The organism is Acidisoma sp. L85, assembly GCF_009765865.1.
Classification (GTDB): Bacteria; Pseudomonadota; Alphaproteobacteria; order Acetobacterales; family Acetobacteraceae; genus Acidisoma.
Map to the genome: position 1 here is coordinate 1 of NZ_LMUQ01000051.1, position 321 is coordinate 321.

A 321-nucleotide genomic window follows, 5' to 3' on the forward strand; every position below is an offset into this window, starting at 1 on the left:
CTGCGGCGGGCGGCGGAAGGGGCGGGAGCCACTCCCTGGCATTTGCCGGACCTCGATCTCGCTGAGGAGGATCGCGTGCTCGCCTTGGTCAAGCCGTCGGATGGTTCGCCCGGCTTGCGGATCGCCGCTGCCCGGGTGCTGGCGCGGCAATTGCGCACGGCCGTCGAGGATCATCAGCAGCGGGTGATCGCTGCGGCCGGCCGCAGTAGCACCTGCCCATTCGATCTGCATGCGCTGCTGCCCGTGCCCTATGCGCACCTCCGGCAGGGACCCGACGACCCCGCGAGCATCGCCTGGCTCCGGCGGCACTGGGGTACGATC

General features: G+C 71.0%; 1 pseudogene. It reads left to right on the plus strand.

Going from position 1 to position 321, the window contains the following annotated elements:
* Nucleotides 1–321 (plus strand): annotated as a pseudogene (locus tag GSQ83_RS15830) (hypothetical protein); the annotation flags it as partial.